The sequence below is a fragment of the Pseudomonas sp. ICBG1301 genome, assembly GCF_016918385.1.
Classification (GTDB): Bacteria; Pseudomonadota; Gammaproteobacteria; order Pseudomonadales; family Pseudomonadaceae; genus Aquipseudomonas; species Aquipseudomonas palleroniana.
The window spans coordinates 49,579-68,160 of record NZ_JAEKGB010000001.1 but is presented as its reverse complement, the minus strand read 5'-3'; the positions used below and the strand labels follow the sequence as shown (position 1 = coordinate 68,160).

The following is an 18,582-nucleotide window of genomic DNA, read 5'->3' as shown; positions in this document are numbered from 1 at the left end:
GAACGCCTATTCTGGTCAATACGCCAAAATAGCCTGTCATAAGCCGCGTTGCTTTGATTTACCTAGCTTCCAAGCAATTCAAACAAACGTTTGTATTGGACGCTGACAGTGGTCTATATATAATGCGCCACCTAGAGAGCAAGGTGGGTCAGGCCTAGGCGCCAGACGTCACCGAAACCTCCACCCATTAGAAAAAAAAGCCTGTTGAGCCTTGAGTAGGAGATAGCCTGTGGAACGCGAATACATGGAATTCGACGTGGTCATCGTCGGCGCCGGCCCGGCGGGCCTGTCTGCCGCCTGCCGACTGAAGCAGAAGGCCACCGAAGCCGGTAAAGAAATCAGCGTCTGCGTGGTCGAGAAAGGCTCCGAAGTCGGCGCCCACATCCTCTCCGGTGCCGTGTTCGAACCACGTGCCCTGAACGAACTGTTCCCGGACTGGAAGGAACTCGGTGCCCCGCTCAACACCCCCGTGGTGCGCGATGACATCTATGTACTGCGCAGCCCCGAAACCTCCACCAAGGTGCCCGACTTCTTTGTGCCCAAGACCATGCACAACGAAGGCAACTACATCATCTCCCTGGGCAACCTGTGCCGATGGCTGGCCCAGCAGGCCGAGAACCTGGGCGTTGAAGTCTACCCAGGCTTCGCCGCCCAGGAAGCGCTGTTCGACGAAAATGGCGTGGTCCGCGGGATCATCACCGGCGACCTCGGCGTCGACCGCGAAGGCCATCCGAAAGAAGGCGTCTACACCCCAGGCATGGAACTGCGCGGCAAGTACACGCTGTTCGCCGAGGGTTGCCGTGGCCACATCGGCAAGCAACTGATCAAGCGCTTCAACCTGGACAGCGATGCCGACGCGCAGCACTACGGCATCGGCCTGAAGGAAATCTGGGAAATCGACCCAGCCAAGCATCAACCTGGCCTGGTGGTGCACACCGCCGGTTGGCCGCTGGACATCATGAGCGCCGAAAACACTGGCGGCTCGTTCCTCTATCACCTGGAGAACAACCAGGTGGTTGTCGGCCTTATTGTCGACCTGTCCTACAGCAACACCTTCCTGTCGCCCTTCGATGAATTCCAGCGCCTCAAGCACCACCCGGTGCTGGCCCAGTACCTCGAAGGCGGCAAGCGCATCAGCTACGGCGCCCGTGCCATCTGCAAAGGCGGCCTGAACTCGCTGCCGAAGATGGTCTTCAAAGGTGGCGCGCTGATCGGTTGCGACCTCGGTACCCTGAACTTCGCCAAGATCAAAGGCAGCCACACCGCGATGAAGTCCGGCATGCTCGCCGCCGACGCCGTGGCCGACCGTCTGTTCGCCGAATCCGAAGGCGGCGATGAACTGACCGCTTACGTCGACAGCTTCAAGTCCAGCTGGCTCTACGAAGAACTGTTCGCCAGCCGCAATTTCGGCCCGGCGATGCACAAGTTCGGCCCGATCCTCGGTGCCGGCTTCAACTGGTTCGACCAGAATATACTCGGCGGCAAAATGCCGTTCACCCTGCACGACACCAAGCCGGACTACGCCTGCCTCAAGCTCGCCAAGGACAGCAAGAAAATCGACTACCCGAAACCCGACGGCAAGCTGAGCTTCGACAAGCTGAGCTCGGTGTTCATCTCCGGTACCAACCACGAAGAAGAGCAACCGTGCCACTTGAAGCTCAAGGACCCGAGCATCCCGATCGGCACCAACCTGCCGCTCTACGATGAACCGGCGCAACGCTACTGCCCGGCGGGCGTGTATGAAGTGATCACCCAGGAAGACGGCGAGAAGCGCTTCCAGATCAACGCCCAGAACTGCGTGCACTGCAAGACCTGTGACATCAAGGACCCTTCGCAGAACATCACATGGGTAACGCCGGAAGGCGCGGGTGGGCCGACTTACCCGAATATGTAAGCCAGCCGCATAAGAAAGCCAACGCCCTTCGGCGTTGGCTTTTTTTATCAGCGCAACAAAGTATCAGCGCAACAGATACACCGGAAAACATTCACACAAATGCATCACCCGGCGCCGAGTCTTATCCAGCAGCGCCGCGTTATTGGGCTGCTCCAGCAAGTCAGCGATAAGGTTCGCCACTTCGGCGCACTCCGCTTCGCCAAAGCCACGAGTGGTCAGCGCCGGCGTGCCGATGCGAATGCCGCTGGTGACCGCCGGTTTCTGCGGGTCATCAGGGATCGCATTCTTGTTCAGTGTGATGTGGGCGCTCTCCAGCAACGCCTCGGCATCTTTGCCGGTGATGTTCATCGAGCGCAGATCGAGCAGGAACATATGGCAATCGGTGCCACCGGACACCACGCGCAAACCACGGCGCGTGAGAATGCCGGCCATGGTGCGGGCGTTGTCGATCACCCGTTGCTGGTAGTGCCTGAACCCATCGCTTAACGCCTCATTGAACGCCACGGCTTTGGCGGCGATGACATGCATCAGCGGCCCGCCCTGATAAACGGGAAAAATGGTCTTGTCGAGCAGCGCAGCGTATTGCGCCTTGGCCAGGATCAAGCCGCCGCGCGGACCACGCAAGGTCTTGTGGGTGGTGGAGGTGATGAAATCGGCGATACCGACCGGCGATGGGTACACCCCCGCCGCGATCAACCCGGCGTAGTGCGCCATATCCACCATCAAGTAGGCGCCGACTTCGTCGCAGATCTTGCGAAAACGCTGGAAATCGATGGTTCGCGAATAGGCAGAAGCCCCGGCGATGATCAACTTCGGTTTGTGTTCTCGGGCCAGCGCTTCCATCTCGGCGTAGTCGAGAGTCTCGGTTTCACGCTCCAGGCCGTAGGAAAACGCCCGGTAGAACTTGCCCGAAAAATTCACCGAGGCGCCGTGCGTCAAGTGACCGCCATGGGCCAGGGACATCCCCAGGATAGCGTCACCCGGTTCAAGCACCGCCAGAAACACGGCCTGGTTCGCCTGGGACCCGGAGTGCGGCTGGACGTTGACGTACTCGCAATTGAACAGTTTGCGGGCGCGCTCTATGGCCAGGTTTTCGATCTCGTCGACAACACCGCATCCGCCGTAATAACGCCTACCCGGGTAGCCCTCGGCATATTTATTGGTGAGCACCGAGCCCTGGGCCTGGAGCACTTCGTCGCTGACGTAGTTTTCTGACGCAATCAGTTCCAGGTGGGTTTCCTGACGGTTGCGCTCACGCTCGATCAGGCGGGCTACGGCGGGGTCAAAATTTTGCAGGCTCATGCTGTGATTCCTCAGGTGAACTCGTCGGCCAGTGCCGCAGGCACAGGATGCGACTGCGCCCGTGACGGGGTTTTGGCCGAGTCGGATAGAAAAATGGAGGTGTCTTTCAAGCCGCTGCCGGTGATCAGGATCACGGCAGTTTGCGCAGTGCCGGGATTCTCCTCTGAATATTTGAGCAGCCCGGCGAACGCGCTGGCGGCGCCCGCTTCGGGAAACACCCCGGTACTGGCGGCTAGCCGGGAAGCGGCGGCGACAATGCTCGGGTCACTGACGCAAATGAACTCACCCTCGCTGGCGGTTACCGCACGCAGGGCTTTGAGACGGTCGCGCGGCAGGGCTACGTTGATGCTGCTGGCCAGGCTGGTGGGGGCAATGCGTTCTACCTGCTGCATGGGCTGGCCACTGCGCCAGGCGCGGTACATGAAATTGCTGCGCTCGGCCTGCACGCCGATCAGGCGTGGAATACGCTCAATCCAGCCCAACTGCAGCAAGTCGAAAAACCCCTTGTAGACCGAGCCGAGAATGCAGCCATTACCCACCGGCACGAACACCAGGTCCGGGACTTGCCAGTTGAGCTGTTCGCACAGCTCGAACGCTACGGTTTTCTTGCCTTCGCTCATGTACGAATTGATTCCGGTGGTGCGGTTGTACCAGCCGTGGGTTTCGCAGGCGTCAAGGCATTGTTCGAAGGCTTCGTCGTATTGGCCGTCCACCAGCACAATCTCGGCGCCGTAGCCTTGCATCTGCGCGAGCTTTTCCCGGGGTGCAGTCTTGGGCAGGTAAATCACATTGCGCAGGCCCAGGCTGGCGCTCATTCCGGCCAGGGCCGAAGCGGCGTTGCCGGTGCTTGCCACCGCGATGGTGCGTGCGCCGGATTGCATGGCGTGGGCCACAGCCAGGGCACTGGCGCGATCCTTCAGCGACCCGGTGGGCTGGCGGGATTCATCCTTGATAAAGACTTTGATCCGCGCCCCCTTGCCGAGCAGCTCCGGGCGCGAATACAGCGGCGTGTTCCCCACCAGTAACGGCGGAATGAATTGCGTCGAACTCAACGGCATCAACCGGTCATAGCGCCACATGCCACGGGCATGATCGTGGGCCAGACGGCCCCTGGACCATTCGCGTTTGAGCGTCGGGTAGTCGTAAAGCGCATCGAGCGCCCCTTCAGTCTTGCAATGAGGGCAGTAGTAGCTGACCTCATGCGGCTGGTAGCTGCGATCACACACCAGGCACTGCAACACATACTCTCTACACGAATGATTCATAGCCCCCTCCTGAAAGTATGACGTGCGGGTGGTTCCCGCCGAAGCCGGCCCCTTTGGGCCGGCGGGCACTTCACGGACGCAAGGTGTTTCAGACCACCATGATCGCGTCGATGGCAACCAGGGTGTTGCGTGCCAGGGCACTGGCGCCGGCGGTCGTACGGGCTGGGTAGGGTTTGGTGAAGTACTCCTCCATCACCCGGTTGAGCGTCGGAAATTCGCTCAGGTCAGTGATGAACGCCGTGACCTTGACCACATTCGCCAAGGTGCCACCCGCCGCTTCGGCCATTTGCTGCAAGTTGTCCAGGGTCTGGCGCAACTGGCCTTCGAAGTCCTTGGCCAGCACCTCATTGTTCAACGCCGAGACCGGGGTCTGCGCCGAGAGGTAAATGGTTTGCCCTTGACTGACCTTGATACCCTGGGAATACGTCCCCAGTGGCAGCGGCGCCTTGTCAGTGAAAATCACGTTGTCTTCGCCCAGGAAAGGCTTGGCGACAGGCTGGAGCTGAGCATTTGTCTGCATGGTGACGTTCCTTGTTAAGCGGGTTGGGGTTAGTGCAAATCGGCAACCTGTGTGACGGCCAGGCCTGAAAAATCCTCGTCACGGCAGCGAGACGGGGAAAAATGCTGGTAGTTGAGTTTCAGCGCCGCGAGGTCCGCCGGCATGGCGATGCCCAGCGCTGCGTGGCTGCACAACCGGGCAATGGCCGGCGCAGCCTGAATGCCGTAGCCACCCAGGGCGGCCAGCCAGATAAAGCTTTCTTGCTGCGGGTCTTGGCCGAGTACCGGGGAACGGTCAGCGACAAAAGTGCGCAGGCCCGCCCACTTGTTGATGATCGAGCGTGGACGCAAACGCGTTGTGCTTTGCAGGCGGTCCATCGTGATGGCCAGATCCAGTTCTTCCGGCAACGCATCGCAAGGCAGCGAGGGGCTTTCATCACAGGGCGAAACGATCAGACGCCCGGCTTCGGGCTTGATGAAAATATCTTCGTCAATGGTGCCCAGGTAAGGCGTGTGGTGTACGTCGCAGTGCGGGTCAATGGCCAGCACCGTGCGACGCAGCGGCCGCACACCGACCTTTTCCATACCGCAGCGCTCGGCGAGTTCATCGGCCCAGGCGCCGGCGGCGTTGACCACGACGGCCGCTTCCAACCGTTGGCCGTCAGCGGTATGCAGGGCCCAATGACCGTTACGATGTTCGCCGCGCACCATCTCGGCCTCACGCTTGATCACACCGCCGCGAGCCCGAAAGCCACCGAGGTAGGCGCCGTGAATGCCATGCACATCCAGATCGAAAGCGCTGGGTTCGTAGATACCGGCGCTCCAGACGCCTTCGGCCAGGTACGGCGCCAGCTCCAGCACCTGCTTATCGTCAAGGAGCCTGGCGCTCGGAACCTGCTCGAGCACGGCACGCAAACGCGCCGTCAGTGCCTCCACTCGCGTGGCCTGCGCCACGATCAACGCGCCGCGTGGCGACCATAACGGGTGTTCGGCCAGGCCTTCGGGCGGGCTCTCGAAAAAACGCCGGGAAGCACAGGTCAGCGAGCGGATCTGCTGGTTGCCATAGCTTTCCATGGAAATGGCCGCCGAGCGGCCGGTGGTGTGATAGGCCAACTGCTGTTCGCGCTCGAGCAGGCAGACACTGCCATGGGCCGCCAGCTCATACGCCGCAGACACACCGGCGATGCCACCGCCCACCACAATAAAGTCATAACAGGCGCTCATGGTCGGCTGCCCTCGGCCAATGCGGCAGCTTTGCTTTCCCGGGTGTACGTCAACACGAAGTGCGCCACCAAGCCAAAAATCAGGCCCCAGAACGCTGCGGCCAGACCGAGGAAACTCATGCCCGACGCCGTCACCAGGAAGGTAATCAATGCCGCCTCCCGTTGTTTCTCGTCCGCCATGGCACCGGTGAGCCCGGCACTGATTGCACCGAACAGCGCGAGGCCAGCCAGCGACGCAATCAACTCTTTGGGCAGTGCGGAAAACACGGAAGCCAGGGTCGCACCAAAGGTCCCCATCAGGATGTAGAACACCCCGCATGCGATCCCCGCGATGTAGCGTTTATCGCGGTTTTCATGGGCTTCGCGGCCGGTGCAGATGGCGGCGGTAATCGCCGCGAGATTGAAGCCGTGGGAGCCGAACGGTGCCATCAGGACCGAACCGATGGCCGTGACCGAGATGATCGAACGCGCCGGGGTGTTGTAGCCCGAAGTGCGCAACACGGCCATGCCCGGCACGTATTGGCCGGTCAGTGTCACCAGCGCCAGCGGCAGGCCGATATTGATGATCGCGTGCCAGTTCCACTCCGGCGCAATAAACACCGGATGTGCCACGGCGATGGTGATTGCACCGCTGTTGAGCTCGCCAAACGAGGCGGCTACGGCACACCCGATAATCAACACCGACAGAATGGCGTAGCGCGGCGAAAAGCGTTTGAACATCAAGTAGGCCGCGATCATCGACAGCACCAGCGCCGGCTGCAGCCTGATCGAGGTAAACAGTTCAGCGCCAAAGCGAAACAGAATGCCCGCCAGCATGGCGGCAGCGATCGCTTTGGGCAGGCGACTCATCAGCTTGTCGAACGCGCCGGACAAACCGACGAGCGCAATGATCACCGACGCCACCACGTACGCACCAATAGCCTGCGGCAGGGTCACAGTGGGCAGCATCGACACCAGCAGCGCCGCCCCCGGTGTTGACCATGCAGTAATGACCGGTACCCGCAGGCGCCAGCTCAGGAACAGACCGGTGATGCCGCTACCGATGGAAATCGCCCAGATCCATGAAGACACCACGTCATTGGGCAGGTGCGCTTCCTTGGCCGCCTGAAACACGATGATCAAGGGGCCGGCATACGAAATGATCACGGCGATGAAGCCCGCAATGACGGCTGACAGGGATAGATCCTTTCTGAGTGTGTCCATGATGTCTCGACTTGGCGCGGCGGAGTCGCGCAGTGATCAGTGGATTGATTGAGTCGATTGATTCGATTCGAGACGAGTGTATTTGAATGAATTGAATTGATTCAATAGGCAGCGAGGTTGTTACGAGATGTTTTTTTGCCAGCGGTCTTGATTTTCGCCCTATAAACAAAGTAATCAATTGATTTAATTAATTATTTTTCTTTTAAAAAATATCATCATCGCTTAATTCTCTTCGACTCAATCACTACATCAATCGACTCAATTGTCAGATTAGCTCGATTTATCAGTTGTCTAACTTCCATGTGATATGCTCGGATATTCATCATTTCTACGATGGGCAGTGATCATTCATGTGGGTTCCCCAGCTAAGCGAGTTCAACCAGCCGATGTATTTGTCGATTGCCGATGCGTTGGCGCGCGATATCAATAACGGCGTGTTGAGCGAGGGTGACCGTCTTCCGACCTTGCGGGAGCTGGCCACGACGCTGAATGTCACACCGGGCACCATCAGCCGGGCCTATAGCGAAGCCCATCGGCGTAAGCTGGTGCAGGGGGAAGTGGGGCGCGGCACGTATGTGCTCAATCAAAAACAGCTGGAGCTGCCCGCCAGTAACAGCGCCGCAACACTGAACCTGGGTCAGTCCGAACTGCTCGATCTTTCGATCATCAAGCCCTCCAGCGAAACTCTGGAATACTGGCTGCGCGACGCACTTGTAGGTTTGGCCAAGAGCACCGATTTCGCCCGAGCCCTGGATTACGCGCCAGACGGTGGGCACCCGGCACACCGTGAGGCGGGGGCGCAGTGGCTGCGACATTCGTTGCCCGACGCACAATGGCAGCAGGTGATCATCACCGCCGGCGCCCAGCACGGCTTGATGGTCGCAATGAGTGCCCTGACCAACGCCGGCGACTTGGTGCTGTGCGAAGAACTCTGCTATCCCGGCATCATTTCCCTGGCGCACGGCCTTGAACGCCGCCTGCGTGGCGTGCCGATGGACGATGAAGGGATCATTCCCGAGGCGTTGCGCGAGCTGTGCCAGCGCGAAAAACCCGCCATGCTGGTGTGCGTGGCGACCTGTCAGAACCCGACGGCGGCGATCATGTCGCAACGACGCCGGGCACAAATCGCGGCGCTGGCGGAGGAGTTCGACTTCATCATTCTCGACGATGACATCTATGGTTTCCTCGCCACCGACCCGTCAATCAAACCCCTGTCGGCGTTTGCCCCGGATCGCTCGGTGTACCTCACCAGCCTGTCGAAGTCGGTGATGCCCGCGCTGCGCATCGGCTATCTCTATAGCCCGCCAAAACTACTTTCACGCCTCACGTCGATGGTGCGCAGCAGCGTATGGATGCCATCGCCGCTGACCGCGCAACTGGCCAGCAATGTCATCACCGAAGGCCTGGACAAAAAACTGATGCGCATCCAGCGCAACGAAGCCGCCGGCAGGCAGGCCATTGCCCAGGAGATCTTCGCCAACTTCGAACTCAAGACCCAGCCGTACTCCTACCATGTCTGGCTGACACTGCCGGAGCCTTGGACCAGCGACGAATTCACCATGCTGGCGCGCGCCAATGGCGTGCTGGTACTCAGTGGTACGCAGTTCCAGGCCGAACGTTCCGGGGTCACGCGCAGCGTGCGACTGGTGCTGATGTCACCCACCAGCCAGGACGAATTGCGCTTTGCCCTGACCAAATTGGCCAGCCTGATCGAGTCCGACCCGCGACGTTATTACTAGGCCGCTCGCTCTTCGCCCGGATTGCGCAAAAAGTAGCGTTTGTATTCCCGGCTGAACTGCGACGTGCTCTGGTACCCCACACTGTGCGCCGCCTGCGCCACGCCCATGCCCTCCACCAACAGTAACTGCTGGGCCTTGAGCAAACGCAGACGCTTCAGATACTGCACCGGCGACAACAAGGTGCAGCGCTTGAAGTGCTCATGAAACGTCGACGCACTCATGTGCGCATAGCCCGCCAGGGTCTCGATATTCAGCGGCTCGGCGTAATGGGCATGCAGGTGATTGAGCGAGGTGGCAATCCGTGAAAACTGCCCCTGCTGCTCCACCAGTGCGCGCAGTACATCGGCCTGCGGCCCGCGCAACGCAGTGAACAATAACTCGCGCACCCGCGCCGGCCCCAAGATCCGGCTTTCCAGCGGATCGTGCAGGCACTCCAGCAGCCGCTCGACACACCCGCGCATGGCATCATCCAACACCACCGAACTCATCGACTCCAGCGTCTGCGCCGTCGGCGGCGGCCCGGCCTGAATGCCCATGGCCATGACCAACTCGCCCAGCACGACGCGGTCAATGCCCACCGTCACACCCAGCAGCGGCGCATCCGCAGCCATGGCGAACGTCTCGCACTCGAACGGCACCGGCATCGCCTGGATCAAGTAGTGCCCGGCGCCGTACTCCAACGTGCGCGGCCCAAGGTAGGCGACCTTGCTGCCTTGGGCGACGAACATCAGGCTCGGTTCATAGATCTGCGGCCCACGCGCCACATCACAACTGGCGCGCAGAAGCTGCACGCCAGGCAAATGAGTGGGCGAAAAACCGTCGCGGGGCGCCAGCCCCTCAATCAAGGCAACCAACGTCGCGTTGGCATCGAGATGGCGAGTCAACAACATGGCAAAAAACTTCGTGAACAAGGGATGAGAACATCATCGCAGGTCTGGCGGCCAATGAATCCAAACCGGGGGCACTCCCGGACGAATAGGCATGAGACTCGGAGCATTTGCCATGTTCGCTCCCAGGGTCGGCGCGCAGAATGCGCCACCTCCCTGTTCATTCCTTTTGCGAGGTTCACCATGTACACCGCCATCGGTTATGCCGCCCAGTCGGCCACCACTCCCCTCGCCCCCATGTCGTTCCAGCGCCGCAGCCCGCGCGCCGATGACGTGGCCATCGAGATTCTCTACTGCGGCGTCTGCCACTCCGACATCCACCAGGCCCGCAACGAATGGGGCATCGCCGTGTACCCGCTGATGCCGGGCCACGAGATCGTCGGCAAGGTCACCGCCATCGGCGCCAACGTCACCGCGCATAAAGTCGGCGACCTGGTCGGCGTGGGCTGCATGGTCGACTCGTGCCGCCACTGCGAGGCGTGCAAATCCGACCTGGAGCAATACTGCCTGGAAGGTCCGACCATGACCTATGCCACCCCGGACCGCGTAGACGGCAGCAACACCATGGGCGGCTACTCGGACAGCATCGTGGTCAGCGAGCACTTTGTGGTGAAGATCCCGGCCACGCTCGACCTGGCCAGCGCCGCGCCGATCCTCTGCGCCGGCATCACCACCTACTCGCCGCTCAAGCATTACGGCGTGAAGGCCGGCGATAAAGTCGGCGTGCTCGGCATGGGTGGCCTGGGCCATATGGGCATCAAGTTCGCCAAGGCCATGGGCGCTGAAGTGACCCTGTTTACCCGCTCGGCGAGCAAGGCCGAAGAAGGCCGCCGCCAGGGCGCCGATCACGTGATCGTGTCCACCGATGCCGAGCAGATGAAAGCCGCCGCCGGCAGCTTCGACTTCCTGCTCGACACCATCCCCGTGCAGCACGACCTGAACCCCTACCTCGACGTACTGCGCTTTGACGGCGTGCACATCCTGGTCGGCCTGATCGAGCCGGTAGACCCGCCGGTGAATGCGGCCAAGCTGGTACTGGGGCGCAAGGTGCTGGCCGGTTCGTTGATCGGCGGCATTGCCGAAACCCAGGAAGTGCTGGATTTCTGCGCAGAGCACAACATCACGTGCGATATCGAAATGCTCGACATCCGCCAGATCAACGAGGCTTACACCCGCATGATCGCCGGTGATGTGAAGTACCGCTTTGTCATCGACATGGCGACCCTGAAAGCCTGATCAGGCTTTCGCGCCCAACTCCGCCGACAGCCGGGCTGCGACCTGTTTGACCACAGGGATCAGCTCGGCCATTTTTTCCAGCGGCATATAGGGCACGGTACTGGCGATGCTGATGCCGGCGACGATTCGCCGGCTGGCGTCGCGCACCGGGGCCGCCACACAACGGATCGACGGTTCGTTGTCTTCCAGATCGAACGCATACCCCCCCACCACATATTCCCGCATGCGCTGCTCGAACTGCGCCCAGGACTGCTCCGGGTGTTGTGGCCATGCCTGGCTTTTACCACTGGCCGGCAAGCTGACTTCGTACAGGCGCAGCCACTCTTCTACGCTGTCATCCAATAGCAGCGCCTTGCCGATACCGGTACGCGCCAACGGCATGCGATGGCCGACCCGCGAGCGCATTTCCGGGCCATTGCGGCCGGGGTTCTTATGCAGGTAGAGCACGTCGTCGTATTCACGAATCGCCAGGTGGATGGTGTCTCCGGTCAGGGCCGACAGCTCGTCCAGATACGGCACGGCCAGGGTCACCAACGGCAACTCTTCGCGGGCCTGGAACCCCAGTTCAATCAACTTCGGCCCCAGCAGATAACCGACTTGCGGCACCACGCGCAGGTAACGCTCCTCCACCAGGCAACTGGCCAGGCGGTGGGTGGTACTGCGGGTGGTGCCAATGCGCTTGGCGATTTCCTTCAAGTCGCGCGCACCGGCCGCCACCGCCTGCACCACGCCCAGGCCACGCAGCAGGGTCTGGGTGCCGGTGGGGGCGGCGTCTTTGACGGGGGTGTGGGCGTTTTCCTGCATATCGGGCCTATGTGGTGGTACGAAAACGAGCGGCATTATGGCAAATACCGGGCGTCAATACAGTGCAGATCCCATGTGGCAGATCCAGTGAAGGGGTCAGCGTTGTTTCAGGCGGTCAATGATCACCGCCAGCAACAGGATCGAACCGCGGATCACGTATTGGTAGAACGTGTCGATGTTTTTCAGGTTCATCGCATTCTCGATGATCGCCAGAATCAACACCCCGGCAATCACATGCCGGATCATGCCGATACCGCCACTCAACGACACCCCGCCCAGCACGCAGGCGGAGATCACCGTCAGCTCGAACCCCTGGCCGATCATCGGTTGGCCCGAGGTCATGCGCGAGGCCAGGATCACCCCGGCCAGGGCGCCGATCAGACCGTGCACGGCAAAGATGATGATCTTGGTCCGATCGACGTTCACCCCGGCCAGCAACGCCGCTTCCTGGTTGCCACCGATGGCCATGGTGTTACGCCCGTAAGTGGTGTAGTTGAGCAGCCAGCCGAAGAACACAAAACACACCACGGTGATGATGATCGGCACCGGCACGCCCATCAGTTGGCCGTTGCCGAACACGAAGAAGCCTTCTTCCATCACCCCCACCGCCTTGCCGTTGGAGAAGATGTAGGCCAGGCCGCGCACGATCTGCATGGTCGCCAGCGTCGTGATCAACGCGTTGATGCGCAACTTGGCAATGACGATGCCATTGATCAACCCGACGATCAGCCCCATCAACAAGGCCGCGCCGATGCCCAGCATCACGCTGTCGGTATCGCGCATGACGATGGCCGCGACCACTCCGGCGCAGGCGATCACTGAACCCACCGACAAGTCGAAGTGCCCCGACGCCAGGCAGAACAGCATGGTGCACGCCGCAATGCCCACGGTGGAGATCGCCAGGCCCAGGCCACGCATATTCAGGGGCGAGAGGAAGTTGTCGATAAACAGCGCACTGAGCACAAAGATGCCGAGCGCCGCCAACAGCATCACCCAGTCATCGAGGAACTTGCGCTGGTTGAAGCCCGGCCAGAAGCCTTTTGCAGTTTTTACTTCGGACATCATTCACCTCGCATTCTTCAAGCCCGCGAGCGCGGGAGAGCCAGTTGCAACAGCCGTGCTTCATCCGCCTGCTCGCGGGGCAATGCGCCGGTCAGGGCGCCTTCGCTCATCACCAGGATGCGGTCGCTGATGCCCATCACTTCCATCAAGTCGCTGGACACCACGATCACCGCAATACCGCTCGCCGCCAGGTTATGGATGATCTGGTAAATCTCCGACTTGGCACCGATATCGATGCCGCGCGTGGGCTCATCCAGCAGCAGCACTTTCATCGGCATCGACAGCCAGCGGCCCAGGATCGCCTTCTGCTGGTTGCCGCCGGAGAGGTACAGGATTTTCTGCTCGGCATTCGGCGTCTTGACCTTCATCGCCTTGATCTGTTGGTCGGCGTTGCCTTTTTCCCAACCCTCGCGCAGCAACCAGCCAAACCTCGAATGCGCACCACGGGCACTGATGTTGATGTTCTCGGCCACACTGGACAGCGGGATGATCCCTTCTTTCTTGCGGTCTTCCGGGCACAGCAACACCCCGGCGGCAATCGCGTCGCGAGGTGAATGCAATTGCAGTGTTTCCCCGCACAGCGCCAGGCGCCCGGCGCTACTGCGGGTCAAACCGCTGAGCAAGCGCAGCAGCTCGGTGCGCCCTGCCCCGACCAGCCCGAACAGGCCGAGGATCTCGCCCTGATGCACCTGGAAACTGACCGGCTCACGCAAGCCGGGGCCAAGCAGCTCATCGACCTTGAGCGCCACCTGGCCCTGCTCACGCGGGCGATAATCGTAGATGTCCTGGATGTCCCGCCCGACCATGCAGGTCACCAACTGGTCATGGGTCAGCGCCCGCATGTCATCAAACGTGCGCACGAAGCGGCCGTCCTTGAACACCGTCACCGCGTCGCAAATACGGAAGACCTCTTCCATGCGGTGCGACACGTACAGCACCACTTTGCCCTCATCACGCAGGCGCGTGATGATCGCCATCAAGCGGTCAATCTCCCGCGCCGACAGGCTGCTGGTCGGCTCGTCAAAGGCAATCACATGAGCCCCACGGGACAATGCCTTGGCGATTTCCACCAGTTGGCGCTGGCCCAGGGATAACCGCCCCAGTTTCTCGTCCGGGTCGATCTCATCGGCCAGGCCCTTGAGGCACGCCAGCGCCTGCTTGCGCAGCTGGCTTCGATTGACCACGCCAAAGCGCGTCGGCAAGTGCCCGAGGAACAGGTTCTCGGCCACGCTCATTTCCGGCACCAGGTGCAACTCCTGGTGGATCACCGCCACACCACTGGCAATGCTGTCGGCGGCGCATTTGAAGGTCATGGTCTGCTCGCCGATCTGCACCGTGCCGCTGCTTGGGATGTAGGCGCCGCCAAGGATCTTCAACAGGGTCGACTTGCCTGCGCCGTTCTCGCCCATCAGCGCGTGGACCGTGTGCGGCCGTGCTTCAAAGCTGATCTGCGCCAGAGCCTTGACCCCGGGAAACTCCTTGCCGATGCCATTGAAGCGCAAGGCCGCGCCGGTCATTTCCACAGACCGATCTTGGTCAGTTCCTGCTGGAAGTTGGCGCGGGTGATCAGCGTCACTTCATTCATGGCCGTGTACTTTGCCGGTTCTTTACCCGTCGTGACCCACTCGTACATCGCCAGCGCCGTGTTGTAGCCCTCGATATGCGGGCTGGGCAACATTGAACCGTAGAAGCCGCTGTCGGGCTTTTTCAGCTCGCCGATGGCGTCGGTGCCGTTGATGCCGATACCGATCACGTTGGCGGCGGCAAACCCTGCGCTTTCGGTGGCGCGCACGCCGCCGAGCACGGTGTTGTCGTTCATGCCCCCGATGATCAGGTTCTTCGCGCCGCTGGGCAACTTGACCAGGGCCGAGTTGGTGGCGTCCATGCTGCCGGGAACATCGAGCGTCTTGAGCGCGGCGGTGAGGATATGGTCCTTGGGAATGCCCGCCTCTTCCAGGGATTTGATCGAACCGTCAGTGCGTTTCTTGCCGGTATCGAGTTCGTTATAGGTGTTGATGACCGCGTACGTCTCCTTCCAGTCCCAGCCGCGTTTTTTCGCTTCGGCGGCCATTGCGGCGCCCTGCTTCTGGCCCACTTCAAAGGCGGCCATGCCCAGGTACGGCACGTCTTCCATGAAGTTGCCCTTGGCGTCGACAAAACGATCATCCACGGCCATCACTTTCAAGCCATTGACCTTGGCCTTGCTGACGATAGCCGGGCCAAGCGACACATCCGGCGGGCAGATCACAAAGCCCTTGGCGCCATTGGCGGCCAGGCTGTCGATGGCCGAGAGGGTTTTCTCGCCGTCCGGCACGGCGATCTTGATCACGGTAAAACCGTGCTCCTTGCCGGCCTTCTCGGCAAACGCCCATTCGGTCTGGAACCAGGGTTCTTCGGCCTGCTTGACCAAAAAGCCGATCTTCACTTCTTCGGCCGATACAAAGCCGCTGAAAGCGACGGCGAGCGCCAGCGTGCCGAGTGTTTTCTTAAGCATGAACCACCTCCTTCTTATTCTTGGGAAACGCTTTAGTCGTGGTACATCACAGAACGCCCGCCATCGATCATCAGGCAGGTTGCATTGATAAAGGGCGCTTCGTCAGTCGCCAGGAACAGCGCGGTCATCGCCACCTCGATGGGCTGGCCGATGCGCTTGGGCGGGTGCAGGTCGAAGGCGCGTTGGCGTTCGGCCTGGGGGTCGGGGAAACCGTTCCAGTAATCGACGTTGAGTTGGGTTTCGATATAGCCCGGGGCAATGGCATTGACGCGGATGCCCTTGGGCGCATATTCGATGCCCAGCGCCCGGGTCAGGCCGAGCAGGCCGTGCTTGGCCACAGGATAAGGAAAGCAACCGGGAATAATGTGGCTGGAATGGGTGGAGGCGATATTGATGATGTTGCCGATGCCCTGCTCGATCATGTGCGGCAACACGGCGCGACAACCGAACCAGGCACCGTCGAGGTCGATGGCGAAGCAGCGGCGCCAGTCCTCGTCGGTCATCTGCAGTGGGTCACGGAACACATTGACCCCGGCGCAGTTGACCAGCACATCGACGCGACCGAAACGCTCGATGGCCACATTGACCAGTGCCTGCCATTGCTCTTTGGAAGTGATATCGACCGGCTGCGCGACGATTTGCGCGCCACGCTCACGCCAGTGGGCGGCGACTTGCTCGACCTTTTCGGCCTGCACATCGGCAATGACCAGGCGCGCCTGCTGGGCCTGGAAGCAGGCCACGATCGCCTCGCCAATGCCTTGGGCGGCCCCGGTGACGATCACCACTTTGTTGTTCAGGCGCTCGCCATAGGTAGGCTCGGGCACCGCAGGCAATGACAACGGTTGGGACTGCATCGCTTCACCTGTTTTATTTTTGGTAGTGAGTGCTGATGCAGGCGACTATAAACCCATCTTTCGAGACATCTCAATATATAAATTTACATCCCACATATTGAGAAAATCCAAAAATAATGTGGGAGGAGGCAAGCCCTAATGCCAGTCAGTTAAGGCTTAACGCTGTCACTGTGGGAGGGGGCTTGCTCCCGATAGCGGTGTGTCAGTCACGGTTTCTGAACCTGACACACCGCTATCGGGAGCAAGTCGAATCGTCGCACCGCCCCTCCCACAATTTATCCATCGCTCGCTTTATCGCTTAACTGACAGGCATTAGGGCAAGCCCCCTCTCACATTCGGTCGGGTCAGCCCTGGGCGAAGTCGCGCAGAGCGTCGCCTTCCATGCGGTAGCGCACCCATTCTTCCTGCGGTTGGGCGCCGATGGATTTATAGAAGGCGATGGCCGGTTCGTTCCAGTCCAACACGCTCCACTCGAAACGCCCACAACCGTTGTCGCAGGCGATCTTCGCCAAGTGGCGCAACAACTTCTTGCCGGCTCCACCACCGCGCTGTTCGGGATTGATGTACAGGTCTTCGAGGTACAGGCAGTTGCTGCCAAGCCAGGTGGAGTAGCTGAAGAAGAACACCGCAAAGCCGATCGGCAAGCCGTCGCGCAGGCACATCAAGCCATGGGCCGTGGCGCCCTCGCTGAACAGGCTGCGCTCGATATCCGCGACGCTGGCGATGACTTCATGCCGGGCCTTTTCGTATTCGGCAAGCTCGGTGATAAACGTCAGGATCTGCGCAGCATCGCTGGGCACGGCGGGGCGAATCTCGATGGTCATGGGCAGGCCTTGGACAATTTCAAAGCACACATACTAAGGGGCTTTGATGACTGATTGCAGGGCAATTGGCGGCCTGCCACACAAAATTTTACAGGTGCCCCGCTACCGCTCGTCGTCAACAAGGCACGATCCACAAACCGGGGCGGACCAATAAGAGGTAAGGACATTAACTCTATGGAGACATCCCATGAAGCATTCCAAGTTTGCCGCCCTTGCCCTCACCGGCCTGCTGTCTGCTACTGCGCTGAGCGCGTTTGCCGCGACCTCCTCCACGGGGCCGACCAACCCGGCCACCAGCGAATCGCAAAAATCCATGGGCACCGGCATGGACACCAACGGCGGCGCGATCATCGATAACGGCGCCGGTGCCGACCCACGTACCCAGGGCAACGATACCCAGCGCCAGGCGCCGCCTGCCGTGGGCAATGGCAAGATGGGCCCGGGTGTGAATGCCGAACCCAAAGTGAACAAAGGCGATGACAGCAATATCCCTGGCGCACCGAAACAGCCTGCGCCTTGATCCCGCGAGCATGACGAACACCCGATCATTCCCCAGTGAAGAGGTACACATGAACGTCGATAGAAACCTTGAGAAAGAAGTCCTCACCCGCCTGCTGCACGCTCACCCGAACGGCTTGGGCAAGGAGGTGCTGGATAACTACCGCGGCGAAAAGGAGGTGGCCAGTGTCCTGGCCTTCCTGCAGGAGCGCGGGTTTATCAAGGATGGGCATGTGACCACCGACGATGCCGGTGAATATTCGTTGAACCTGCCGATCAAGCTGACCGCTTCTGGCGTTGATGAAGCGCGCAAGCTCGACGGTAACAGCCCGCAGTAATTCATTTGTCTGGTCTGGCCCCGCTGCCGGGGCCAGGAGGAGTATCGCAATGCCTCTTGGAAGCAAAGCCAAATACACCGCCGCACAAAAGCGTAAAGCCGCGCGTATCGAGGAGAGTTATGAGCACAAGGGCCTGTCCAAGGAAGAGGCTGAAGCCCGCGCCTGGGCCACTGTGAACAAGCAGTCCGGCGGTGGCGAAAAGGCGGGCGGTTCGGGCCGGCGCAAGCCCTCGACCCAGAAAGCCGAGGACCGGCATGAGTCGGCCAAGCGCGCCGCCGCCTCGCGTCAGGGACACCCGCGCGGCAGCCGTGCTTCGCTGGAAACCCAGACCAAGGAGAGCTTGTTGAAGGAAGCGCGGGCCAAGGATATTCCTGGTCGGTCGAGCATGCGCAAGGATCAATTGATCGAAGCGCTGCGTAAAGCGGGCTGAGCGCAGTTCCAAAGCCGTTCCAGATAAGGGA

General features: G+C 60.7%; 18 protein-coding genes. 6 read left to right on the top strand and 12 right to left on the bottom strand.

Going from position 1 to position 18,582, the window contains the following annotated elements; genetic code table 11:
- Positions 1 to 229: 229 nt before the first annotated feature.
- Positions 230 to 1,894 carry an electron transfer flavoprotein-ubiquinone oxidoreductase gene (locus JBE38_RS00330; protein ID WP_060756274.1) on the top strand — a complete coding sequence of 555 codons (1,665 nt, stop codon included), beginning with the start codon at positions 230 to 232 and terminating at the stop codon, positions 1,892 to 1,894.
- Positions 1,895 to 1,957: 63 nt separating this feature from the next.
- Here the strand turns inward: JBE38_RS00330 and glyA are convergent, their stop codons facing one another.
- From glyA to JBE38_RS00305, 5 genes are all read right to left on the bottom strand, one after another.
- Entirely contained in the window at positions 1,958 to 3,196 is a 1,239-nt protein-coding gene (glyA, locus tag JBE38_RS00325; RefSeq protein ID WP_090369146.1) for a serine hydroxymethyltransferase, read from the bottom strand.
- 11 nt (positions 3,197 to 3,207) lie between these two features.
- The gene (gene thrC, locus JBE38_RS00320) at positions 3,208 to 4,461 is read right to left on the bottom strand and encodes a threonine synthase (RefSeq protein WP_205343319.1); all 1,254 of its coding nucleotides are present in this window, start codon (positions 4,459 to 4,461) and stop codon (positions 3,208 to 3,210) included.
- An 88-nt stretch (positions 4,462 to 4,549) separates the two neighbouring features.
- Positions 4,550 to 4,981, bottom strand: coding sequence for a Rid family detoxifying hydrolase (locus JBE38_RS00315; RefSeq protein WP_090369141.1), 432 nt, complete (start codon positions 4,979 to 4,981; stop codon positions 4,550 to 4,552).
- A 29-nt stretch (positions 4,982 to 5,010) separates the two neighbouring features.
- On the bottom strand, positions 5,011 to 6,183 hold the full coding sequence (locus JBE38_RS00310; RefSeq protein ID WP_205343318.1) for an NAD(P)/FAD-dependent oxidoreductase: 1,173 nt from the start codon (positions 6,181 to 6,183) through the stop codon (positions 5,011 to 5,013).
- Positions 6,180 to 7,385: a benzoate/H(+) symporter BenE family transporter gene (locus JBE38_RS00305; RefSeq protein WP_161549538.1), complete on the bottom strand. Its 1,206-nt coding sequence runs from the start codon at positions 7,383 to 7,385 to the stop codon at positions 6,180 to 6,182. Before JBE38_RS00305 ends, JBE38_RS00310 begins: the two co-directional genes overlap by 4 nt.
- A 350-nt stretch (positions 7,386 to 7,735) precedes the next feature.
- On the opposite strand from JBE38_RS00305, the gene JBE38_RS00300 reads away from it, so the two are divergent.
- Positions 7,736 to 9,124, top strand: coding sequence for an aminotransferase-like domain-containing protein (locus JBE38_RS00300; RefSeq protein WP_090369135.1), 1,389 nt, complete (start codon positions 7,736 to 7,738; stop codon positions 9,122 to 9,124).
- Here JBE38_RS00300 and JBE38_RS00295 read toward each other — a convergent pair.
- Positions 9,121 to 10,014: an AraC family transcriptional regulator gene (locus JBE38_RS00295; RefSeq protein WP_060756281.1), complete on the bottom strand. Its 894-nt coding sequence runs from the start codon at positions 10,012 to 10,014 to the stop codon at positions 9,121 to 9,123. The two genes, JBE38_RS00300 and JBE38_RS00295, sit on opposite strands and share 4 nt — an antisense overlap.
- A 180-nt stretch (positions 10,015 to 10,194) precedes the next feature.
- Between JBE38_RS00295 and JBE38_RS00290 the strand changes: the two genes are divergently transcribed.
- A complete protein-coding gene (locus JBE38_RS00290) occupies positions 10,195 to 11,247 on the top strand; it encodes an NAD(P)-dependent alcohol dehydrogenase (protein WP_090369133.1) in 1,053 nt (350 codons plus the stop codon).
- Here JBE38_RS00290 and JBE38_RS00285 read toward each other — a convergent pair whose 3' ends face one another.
- The 6 genes from JBE38_RS00285 to JBE38_RS00260 form a co-directional block, all read right to left on the bottom strand.
- Positions 11,248 to 12,051 (bottom strand): IclR family transcriptional regulator, encoded by an 804-nt coding sequence (locus JBE38_RS00285; protein ID WP_205343317.1) that lies wholly within the window; start codon positions 12,049 to 12,051, stop codon positions 11,248 to 11,250.
- Between the two features lie 96 nt (positions 12,052 to 12,147).
- The gene (gene araH, locus JBE38_RS00280) at positions 12,148 to 13,113 is read right to left on the bottom strand and encodes an L-arabinose ABC transporter permease AraH (RefSeq protein WP_205343316.1); all 966 of its coding nucleotides are present in this window, start codon (positions 13,111 to 13,113) and stop codon (positions 12,148 to 12,150) included.
- Between the two features lie 17 nt (positions 13,114 to 13,130).
- Positions 13,131 to 14,630, bottom strand: a complete 1,500-nt coding sequence (gene araG, locus JBE38_RS00275; protein WP_205343632.1) for an L-arabinose ABC transporter ATP-binding protein AraG — start codon at positions 14,628 to 14,630, stop codon at positions 13,131 to 13,133.
- Positions 14,627 to 15,607, bottom strand: a complete 981-nt coding sequence (locus tag JBE38_RS00270) for a substrate-binding domain-containing protein (protein ID WP_205343315.1) — start codon at positions 15,605 to 15,607, stop codon at positions 14,627 to 14,629. Before JBE38_RS00270 ends, araG begins: the two co-directional genes overlap by 4 nt.
- 32 nt (positions 15,608 to 15,639) lie before the next feature.
- A complete protein-coding gene (locus JBE38_RS00265; RefSeq protein WP_161549535.1) occupies positions 15,640 to 16,461 on the bottom strand; it encodes an SDR family oxidoreductase in 822 nt (273 codons plus the stop codon).
- A gap of 344 nt (positions 16,462 to 16,805) precedes the next feature.
- Positions 16,806 to 17,285: a GNAT family N-acetyltransferase gene (locus JBE38_RS00260; RefSeq protein WP_060756287.1), complete on the bottom strand. Its 480-nt coding sequence runs from the start codon at positions 17,283 to 17,285 to the stop codon at positions 16,806 to 16,808.
- A gap of 187 nt (positions 17,286 to 17,472) precedes the next feature.
- On the opposite strand from JBE38_RS00260, the gene JBE38_RS00255 reads away from it, so the two are divergent.
- From JBE38_RS00255 to JBE38_RS00245, 3 genes are read left to right on the top strand one after another with little or no spacing between them, the layout of a single operon-like run.
- A complete protein-coding gene (locus JBE38_RS00255; protein WP_060756288.1) occupies positions 17,473 to 17,805 on the top strand; it encodes a hypothetical protein in 333 nt (110 codons plus the stop codon).
- Positions 17,806 to 17,854: 49 nt separating this feature from the next.
- Complete coding sequence (locus tag JBE38_RS00250) at positions 17,855 to 18,121, top strand: hypothetical protein (protein ID WP_060756289.1); 267 nt, start codon at positions 17,855 to 17,857, stop codon at positions 18,119 to 18,121.
- Positions 18,122 to 18,170: 49 nt separating this feature from the next.
- Positions 18,171 to 18,551, top strand: a complete 381-nt coding sequence (locus JBE38_RS00245) for a Rho termination factor N-terminal domain-containing protein (protein WP_198763456.1) — start codon at positions 18,171 to 18,173, stop codon at positions 18,549 to 18,551.
- Positions 18,552 to 18,582 lie beyond the last annotated feature (31 nt).

Excerpts from the sequence above, each read along its gene's own strand:
- glyA (WP_090369146.1), bottom strand. The coding sequence starts at position 3,196 with ATGAGCCTGCAAAATTTTGACCCCGCCGTAGCCCGCCTGATCGAGCGT.
- thrC (WP_205343319.1), bottom strand. The coding sequence starts at position 4,461 with ATGAATCATTCGTGTAGAGAGTATGTGTTGCAGTGCCTGGTGTGTGAT.
- JBE38_RS00315 (WP_090369141.1), bottom strand. The coding sequence starts at position 4,981 with ATGCAGACAAATGCTCAGCTCCAGCCTGTCGCCAAGCCTTTCCTGGGC.
- JBE38_RS00310 (WP_205343318.1), bottom strand. The coding sequence starts at position 6,183 with ATGAGCGCCTGTTATGACTTTATTGTGGTGGGCGGTGGCATCGCCGGT.
- JBE38_RS00305 (WP_161549538.1), bottom strand. The coding sequence starts at position 7,385 with ATGGACACACTCAGAAAGGATCTATCCCTGTCAGCCGTCATTGCGGGC.
- JBE38_RS00300 (WP_090369135.1), top strand. The coding sequence starts at position 7,736 with ATGTGGGTTCCCCAGCTAAGCGAGTTCAACCAGCCGATGTATTTGTCG.
- JBE38_RS00295 (WP_060756281.1), bottom strand. The coding sequence starts at position 10,014 with ATGTTGTTGACTCGCCATCTCGATGCCAACGCGACGTTGGTTGCCTTG.
- JBE38_RS00290 (WP_090369133.1), top strand. The coding sequence starts at position 10,195 with ATGTACACCGCCATCGGTTATGCCGCCCAGTCGGCCACCACTCCCCTC.
- JBE38_RS00285 (WP_205343317.1), bottom strand. The coding sequence starts at position 12,051 with ATGCAGGAAAACGCCCACACCCCCGTCAAAGACGCCGCCCCCACCGGC.
- araH (WP_205343316.1), bottom strand. The coding sequence starts at position 13,113 with ATGTCCGAAGTAAAAACTGCAAAAGGCTTCTGGCCGGGCTTCAACCAG.
- araG (WP_205343632.1), bottom strand. The coding sequence starts at position 14,630 with ATGACCGGCGCGGCCTTGCGCTTCAATGGCATCGGCAAGGAGTTTCCC.
- JBE38_RS00270 (WP_205343315.1), bottom strand. The coding sequence starts at position 15,607 with ATGCTTAAGAAAACACTCGGCACGCTGGCGCTCGCCGTCGCTTTCAGC.
- JBE38_RS00265 (WP_161549535.1), bottom strand. The coding sequence starts at position 16,461 with ATGCAGTCCCAACCGTTGTCATTGCCTGCGGTGCCCGAGCCTACCTAT.
- JBE38_RS00260 (WP_060756287.1), bottom strand. The coding sequence starts at position 17,285 with ATGACCATCGAGATTCGCCCCGCCGTGCCCAGCGATGCTGCGCAGATC.
- JBE38_RS00255 (WP_060756288.1), top strand. The coding sequence starts at position 17,473 with ATGAAGCATTCCAAGTTTGCCGCCCTTGCCCTCACCGGCCTGCTGTCT.
- JBE38_RS00250 (WP_060756289.1), top strand. The coding sequence starts at position 17,855 with ATGAACGTCGATAGAAACCTTGAGAAAGAAGTCCTCACCCGCCTGCTG.
- JBE38_RS00245 (WP_198763456.1), top strand. The coding sequence starts at position 18,171 with ATGCCTCTTGGAAGCAAAGCCAAATACACCGCCGCACAAAAGCGTAAA.